Annotated in this window: 7 protein-coding genes; all 7 read right to left on the reverse strand. The window is 64.9% G+C overall.

The genetic code is table 11. From position 1 onward, the window contains the following. Window positions 1-66: 66 nt before the first annotated feature. The gene (locus tag SB816_RS21665) at window positions 67-1,224 is read right to left on the reverse strand and encodes an ATP phosphoribosyltransferase regulatory subunit (protein ID WP_054503914.1); all 1,158 of its coding nucleotides are present in this window, start codon (window positions 1,222-1,224) and stop codon (window positions 67-69) included. 269 nt (window positions 1,225-1,493) lie between these two features. Beyond that, on the reverse strand, window positions 1,494-2,396 hold the full coding sequence (gene hflC / locus SB816_RS21670; protein ID WP_064523210.1) for a protease modulator HflC: 903 nt from the start codon (window positions 2,394-2,396) through the stop codon (window positions 1,494-1,496). 18 nt (window positions 2,397-2,414) lie between these two features. Next, window positions 2,415-3,719, reverse strand: coding sequence for an FtsH protease activity modulator HflK (gene hflK, locus SB816_RS21675; protein WP_064523207.1), 1,305 nt, complete (start codon window positions 3,717-3,719; stop codon window positions 2,415-2,417). Next, the gene (gene hflX, locus SB816_RS21680) at window positions 3,685-4,791 is read right to left on the reverse strand and encodes a GTPase HflX (RefSeq protein ID WP_054503916.1); all 1,107 of its coding nucleotides are present in this window, start codon (window positions 4,789-4,791) and stop codon (window positions 3,685-3,687) included. Before hflX ends, hflK begins: the two co-directional genes overlap by 35 nt. A gap of 84 nt (window positions 4,792-4,875) precedes the next feature. Continuing rightward, window positions 4,876-5,112, reverse strand: coding sequence for an RNA chaperone Hfq (hfq, locus tag SB816_RS21685; RefSeq protein ID WP_006218585.1), 237 nt, complete (start codon window positions 5,110-5,112; stop codon window positions 4,876-4,878). A 161-nt stretch (window positions 5,113-5,273) separates the two neighbouring features. Further along, a complete protein-coding gene (gene hisC / locus SB816_RS21690) occupies window positions 5,274-6,341 on the reverse strand; it encodes a histidinol-phosphate transaminase (protein WP_054503917.1) in 1,068 nt (355 codons plus the stop codon). A gap of 3 nt (window positions 6,342-6,344) precedes the next feature. Next, window positions 6,345-6,945: GTP-binding protein (locus SB816_RS21695; protein WP_410547544.1), on the reverse strand; the 601-nt coding region annotated here is incomplete at its 5' end.

Here is a 6,945-nt window from a genome sequence, read left to right on the forward strand (position 1 = left end):
AATATCGAGTTTCTCGGGAAATCCGGAAATCTCCCCGCGGCCCTCTCGTTAACGAGAGGGAGTTAGTCACAGCGTTCTGACCGTCCAGGCGCCATCCTGCAGCGCCAGCTCGCGATCGCAAACGAATTCGTCCTGATCCTGCTCGTGACCGGGCAATACCTGAACGACGATTTCCCCTGACCGGCGCAGGCGGCGGACCGCCTCGACCAGGGCGGGGGCTTGCCCCCAGGGCGCGCGAACCGCACGCGCCCGTTCCGCCGGCGGCAAACCCGCCGCCAGCTTGCGTAAATCCAGACTGAAGCCAGTGGCCGGACGGGCGCGCCCGAACGCCAGACTGACGTCGTCATAGCGGCCGCCGCGCACCAGCGCGTCGCGCCAGCCTTCGGCGTACAGCGCGAACTTGACGCCGGAGTGGTAGCCGTAGCCGTCCACGTCCGCGAGATCGACACCGAAATCGACGTTCGGCTGGCCGTCCACCAGCACCTGCAGCGCATCCAGTGCGGCGACGACGCCCGGCAGCAGCGGCAGGTCGTGGCGGGCCCGCTTCAGCACCTCGGGACCGCCATAAAGCTTGGGCAGCAACTGCAACGCCTTCAACGTTTCAGCGCGCATGCCGGGGGTGCGCGCGGCCAGTTCGGTCAGGCCCGGCACGTCTTTCTCGCGCATCAGGCGGATGACGTCCTGCGAGACCGCGGCAGCGGCCGGATCGGCTTCGACGATGCCGCGCAGCACGCCCGGATGGCACAACACCAGGCGCGGATTGCGCACGCCGGCAATGGCCACCGTTTCCAGCACTAGCTGGATGATTTCGAGGTCGGCCTCGAAACCCGCATGACCGTAGATTTCGGCGCCGATCTGCAGCAGCTCGCGGCTGGACAGCAGGTCCGCCGGGCGGGCATGCAGCACGTTGCCGCAGTAGCACAGGCGGGTCACGCCAGCGCGGTTCAACAAGTGCGCGTCGATGCGCGTGACCTGGGGCGTCATGTCGGCGCGAACGCCCAGCGTGCGGCCCGACAATTGATCCACCAGCTTGCAGGTACGCAGATCCAGATCGCTGCCGGTGCCGGACAGCAATGAATCAATGTATTCGACCAGCGGCGGCGCGACCAGCTCGAAACCGTAAGTGCGGTACAGATCGAGAAGTTCGCGGCGCACTTCCTCGATGCGCCGGGCCTCTGCCGGAAGTACGTCGGCAAGGCTCTCGGGCAGCAACCAGTTACCCATGAATGTTTACCTGAATAACGCCTAGAGATGCGTGGGCGTCGCCCAAACGAAAAAGCGGCTGAGGGGGCGTAAGCCCGCTCAGCCGCTGCGGAATGTTTTCTAGCTTACGGGGTATTGTACATGGTTCAGGCGGCAGCGCCAGCCGGGAAAGCCAGCGGCGCAACACCGTCCCCGATTGCGGGGGCGGCCACCGGACCGTGCCTGGCACGCCAGGAAAAAGCCCCTTGGCGCAGGCCAAGGGGCTTCGGGATACCGCAAGCGGTGCCGCCTTACTTGGCGGGCACGGTCACCGGCGCCAGCGCCTGGCCGGTGGGATCCTTCATGAACTGGAAGAAGCTGGAACTGGGGTCGACCACCAGCACGTCGCCCGGCTTCGAGAACGAAGCGCGATAGGCTTCCAGGCTCTTGTAGTACGTGTAGAACTGAGGGTTCTTGCCGTAGGCCTGCGAGTAGATCGCGGCGGCCGCGGCGTCACCCTCGCCCATGATCGTCTGGGCCTTGGCGTAGGCCTGGGCCACGATCACTTCGCGCTGGCGGTCGGCTTCGGCGCGGATCTTCTCGCCCTCGGCGGCGCCGATCGAGCGCAGCTCGTTGGCGACACGGGTACGTTCGGCTTCCATGCGGCGGTACACCGATTCCGAGATCTCGGGCGCGAACTCGATGCGGCGCAGGCGCACGTCGACGATCTGCACGCCCAACGGCTCGGCGCGCTTGGCGACGTTGGTCAGGATTTCGGCCATGATCTTGTCGCGTTCGGTCGAGACCACGTCACGTACCGTGCGCACGTTGACCGAGGCGTTGAGCGCGTCGCGGATCTGCGCTTGCAGGCGTTCCTGCGCGGCGCGTTCGTTGCCGCCGAAGGTCACGTAGTACAGGCGGGGATCCGCGATGCGCCACTTGACGTACGAGTCGATCAGCAGGTTCTTCTTTTCGGAAGTCTGGATGCGCTCGGCTTCGTTGGTTTCGATCGTCAGGATGCGCTTGTCCAGCGTCACCACGTTCTGGAATGGCGGCGGCGCCTTGAAGTACAGGCCGGGCTCGTTGATGACCTTGCGCACTTCACCCAGTGAGAACACCAGGGCGTAGTCGCGCTCGCGCACCACGAACACGCAGGAAGAAAGGGCGGCCAGCACGATGAGCAGGCCAACCAGGATGGGCATAAGACGTTGCATGATCAAGAATCCTCCGGGTTAGCGCGACTGGCGGTCGCGGGGCAGCGCGTTGCTATTGCTGCTGCCGGAGGGTTGCGGCGCCGGCGCCGCGCCGCCACGCAGTGGCGCTTGGAGCGGCGGACTGACCAATGCGGGCGATCCGGGGTTGCCTACCGCGGACTTGCTGGCATCCTGGGCGGCCAGATGCATGATCTTGTCCAAGGGCAGATACAACATGTTGTTGTTGCTCTTGGTGTCGACCATGACCTTGCTGGCGCGCGTGAAGATGTCCTGCATGCTCTCCAGATACATGCGCTGGCGCATGACCACCGGGGATTTCTCGTACTCGCCGAGGATGCTGGTGAAGCGCGCGGTATTACCCTGCGCGTCGCCCGTCACCTTGGCGCGGTAGCCTTCGGCCTGCTCCAGCATGCGCGAGGCCTGGCCGCTGGCCAGCGGCACGACCTGGTTGGCGTAGGCCTGGCCTTCGTTGATCTGGCGCTCGCGATCCTGGCCCGCCTTGACGGCATCGTCGAAGGCGGCCTGCACCTGCTCGGGCGGCTGCACGTTCTGAATGGCGACGGTGCTGACCTGCACGCCGGTCTGGTAGCGGTCGAGGATCTGCTGCATCAGCGCCTGGACCTGGGTGGCGACCGTGGTACGACCTTCGTAGAGCACGAAGTCCATGGACTGCTTGCCGACCACTTCGCGCATGGCGGTTTCAGACGCCTGGCGCACGGAATCGTCCGGGTCGCGCGTCATGAAGAGGTAGTCGGGCGCGCCATCGGCACGCAGGCGGTACTGCACGACGAACTGCATGTCGACGATGTTCTCGTCCGTCGTGAGCATCAACGCCTCGGGCAGCACCTTGTTGCGGGCGCCGCCACGGAAACCGACTTCGAACGTGCGCAGTTGCGACACGTTGACCATTTCATGGCTCTGGATGGGGTACGGCAGGCGCCACTGGAAGCCGGCTTGTGAGGTGCTCTTGTATTTGCCGAACTGCGTGACGACCGCGACCTGGCCTTCCTGGACGATATAGAAACCGCTGGCCGCCCAGATGCCGACCGCGACCAGGGCGATCACTCCCAGTCCGATGCGCGCGCCACGCGGCGACGGCGGCGTCATGCCACCGCGATTGCCACCCGGGCGGTTGTTGCCGCCCCCGCCCTTGCGGCCGAATAACGATCCGATGCGATTATTGAAATCGCGCCAGACCTCGTCGAGGTCGGGCGGACCGTCTCCGTTGCCTTGGGGCCGCTTGGGCGGCGGCTCGGAGCCATTATTGTTTCCACGACCCCAACCGGGGTCATTCAGATTGAAGAGTTTGATAATTCGAGGCATTGTTTCCCACAATCTGTCCGGTCTCCGCAATTGCCCCGCGCAACGCGTCCAAACCGGCGCGCTCGGTGGCGCTTACAAATACTCGCGCAATCGTACCATGGGCATCGCGCTCCGCCCGGGGTTCCAGGCCAGCGCGATCGATCTTGTTGTATACCAGAATGGTGGGAATCGCGGCAGCCCCGATTTCGGCCAGAACCTTGTTGACCTCGAAGATCTGCTCGTCACGCTGCGGACTGGCCGCGTCGACCACGTGCAGCAGCAGATCGGCGTGCACGGTCTCCTCGAGCGTGGCGCGGAACGCGGCGATCAGGTCGTGAGGCAGGTCGCGGATGAAGCCCACCGTATCCGACACCACCACATTGCCCGCCCCTTCAATCCAGATGCGGCGCGTCGTGGTGTCGAGCGTGGCGAACAACTGGTCCGCCGCGTAGGTGTCGGCGCGGGTCAAGGCATTGAACAGGGTCGACTTGCCCGCGTTGGTATACCCCACCAGCGACACCGACAATGCGCCGCCGCGCGCCCGCGCGCGCCGCTGCGTGACGCGCTGGCGCTCGACGCGGTCAAGGCGCTCGCGCAGCGTCTTGACCTTGGCGCCGATCATGCGGCGGTCCATTTCGAGCTGCGATTCGCCGGGACCGCGCATGCCGATGCCGCCGCGCTGGCGCTCCAGGTGGCTCCACATGCGGGTCAGGCGCGTGGCCAGGTGCTGCAACTGGGCCAGTTCGACCTGCAGCTTGCCCTCGTGGCTCTTGGCGCGCAGCGCGAAAATATCCAGGATCAACGCCACGCGATCCACCACGCGCAGGTTGAAGACCCGTTCCAGGTTGCGCTGCTGGGCCGGCGACAGCGGCTGGTCGAACAGCACGATGTCGGCCAGCAGCGCCTGGGCCATGCCCACGCCTTCGTCGGCCTTGCCGGAACCGATGAAGAACTTGGCGTCGGGGCGGTCGCGCCGGGCCGTGAGCGTGCCGACGATTTCCGCGCCGGCGCCCTTGGCCAGCATGGCGAATTCCTCGGCGTGGGCGGCGAAGTCGGGATCACCCAGATCCACGCTGATGATCAGTGCGCGCATACATGCACCATTTTGGAGCCAAAGCGAAAATGCCCGCCGACGTGGAACGCCTGGCGGGCAATAAAAGGTACTGCGGGAGCGAGATTACTCAGCAGGGACTTCCACCTGGAAATTCACGGCGCGGGCGGGAACGACGGTGGAAATGGCGTGCTTGTAGACCATTTGCGTGACCGTGTTACGCAGCAGCACCACGTATTGGTCGAAAGATTCGATTTGCCCTTGAAGCTTGATACCGTTCACCAGGTAGATCGACACCGGCACATGATCCTTGCGCAGCGTGTTCAGGAACGGATCTTGCAGAGTTTGCCCTTTATTGCTCATTGGCCAGGCTCCATTTGTTTGTTATTGAGTGGTGACGCGCTTTTTACAGGTGGGGCACGCCGAAGCATGTACTCTACAGGGTTTTCCCGGCCCGTGCTACTTGTGTCGGATGCAAAAGATGACACCAGAGTTTTCCGCCGGAAAGGCCCTGGCGCTGGGGTTCAGACGAGCTCGGCGAGCGCTTTCAGGAGCAATTCGCACTGCTCGTCCGTGCCCACTGTAATACGCAGAAACTGGTCGATGCGCGGCAGGCGGAAATGGCGCACGATGATGCTGCGTTCGCGCAGGCCGGCGGCCAGCGCGGCGGCATCGCGCGAGGCGTGCCGGGCGAACACGAAATTGGCGCTGGACGGCAGCACCTCGAAGCCCAGGGCCTCCAGGCCGGCTGTCATCCGCACGCGAGTCTGGATCACCGCCTGGCGGGTCCGTTCGAAATACTCGACATCCTCGAGCGCCGCGACCGCGCCGGCCGAAGCCAGGCGATCCACCGGATAGGAATTGAAGCTGTTCTTGACGCGTTCCAGGCCGTCGATCAGCGCCGGGCTGCCGACCGCGAAGCCGACGCGCAGGCCCGCCAGCGAACGCGATTTGGACAAGGTCTGGATGACCAGCAGGTTGTCGTAACGCGCGGTCAGCGCAATGGCCGATTCGGCGCCGAAATCGACGTAGGCCTCGTCCACCACCACCACGCAATCCGGATTGCCCGCCAGCACGCGCTCGATCTCCGCCAGCGTCAACGCACGGCCGGTCGGCGCGTTGGGATTGGGGAAAATGATGGCGCCTGCCTGGCCATGACGGCCAGGCAGGTAGTCTTCGACGTCGATGCGGAAATCGTCCGTCAGCGGCAGCGTTTCGTAGTCGATGCCGTACAGGCCGCAGTAGACGGGATAGAAGCTATAGGTGATGTCCGGAAAACGCAGGGGACGCTCGTGCTTGAGCAACGCCAGGAAGGCATGCGCCAGCACCTCATCCGAACCGTTGCCGACGAAGACACTGGCCGGCGCCACGCCGACGGCCGTCGCCACCGCCTGGCGCAGGCGGTCGGACGACGGATCGGGATAGAGCTTGAGCGTGTCGTCGCACGCCGCGCGGATCGCCTCGAGCACCTTGGGCGACGGCCCGTAGGGGTGCTCGTTGGTGTTCAGCTTGACCAGGTTCTGAAGCTTGGGCTGCTCGCCCGGCACATACGGACTGAGCGTCCCGACCACGGGACTCCAGAAACGGCTCATGGATCAGCTTTCCTGCGCGTAGGGGTTGTGCGAAGACTTGAATTCGATCCGCAGCGGCGTGCCGGCCAGATCGAAAGCGTTGCGGAAACGGGTTTCCAGGTAGCGGCGGTACGAATCGGGCACCGCGTCCAGCGCGTTGCCGTGGATGACCACCAGCGGGGGATTCTGCCCGCCCTGGTGCGCATAGCGCATCTTGGGACGGAAGATGCCCTTGCGCGGAGGCGGCTGCTGCTCGACGGCGGCTTGCAGCTCGCGCGTCAGCTTGGGCGTGGACAGCTTGGCGAAGGCCGCGGCGTGGGCGGCATTGACCGACTTGAGCAGCGGCTTGATGCCCTGGCCGCGCAGGGCCGAAATGGTGTGCACGCGAGCGAACGACAGGAAGCGCAGCTTGCGCATGAACTCGCGCTCGATGCGTTCCTTTTCCTCGCCGTCCAGGCCATCCCACTTGTTGACGGCCACGACCACGGCGCGCCCGGTTTCCAGCACGAAGCCGGCGATGTGGGCGTCCTGCTCGGAGATTTCGGTCTGCGCGTCCAGCATCAGCAGCACGACGTTGCTGGCCTCGATGGCCTGCAGCGTCTTGATGACCGAGAACTTCTCGACC

It is taken from the genome of Achromobacter sp. SIMBA_011 (genome assembly GCF_046535435.1).
Taxonomy (GTDB): domain Bacteria; phylum Pseudomonadota; class Gammaproteobacteria; order Burkholderiales; family Burkholderiaceae_B; genus Achromobacter; species Achromobacter dolens.

Excerpts from the sequence above, each read along its gene's own strand:
- SB816_RS21665 (WP_054503914.1), bottom strand. The coding sequence starts at position 1,224 with ATGGGTAACTGGTTGCTGCCCGAGAGCCTTGCCGACGTACTTCCGGCA.
- hflC (WP_064523210.1), bottom strand. The coding sequence starts at position 2,396 with ATGCAACGTCTTATGCCCATCCTGGTTGGCCTGCTCATCGTGCTGGCC.
- hflK (WP_064523207.1), bottom strand. The coding sequence starts at position 3,719 with ATGCCTCGAATTATCAAACTCTTCAATCTGAATGACCCCGGTTGGGGT.
- hflX (WP_054503916.1), bottom strand. The coding sequence starts at position 4,791 with ATGCGCGCACTGATCATCAGCGTGGATCTGGGTGATCCCGACTTCGCC.
- hfq (WP_006218585.1), bottom strand. The coding sequence starts at position 5,112 with ATGAGCAATAAAGGGCAAACTCTGCAAGATCCGTTCCTGAACACGCTG.
- hisC (WP_054503917.1), bottom strand. The coding sequence starts at position 6,341 with ATGAGCCGTTTCTGGAGTCCCGTGGTCGGGACGCTCAGTCCGTATGTG.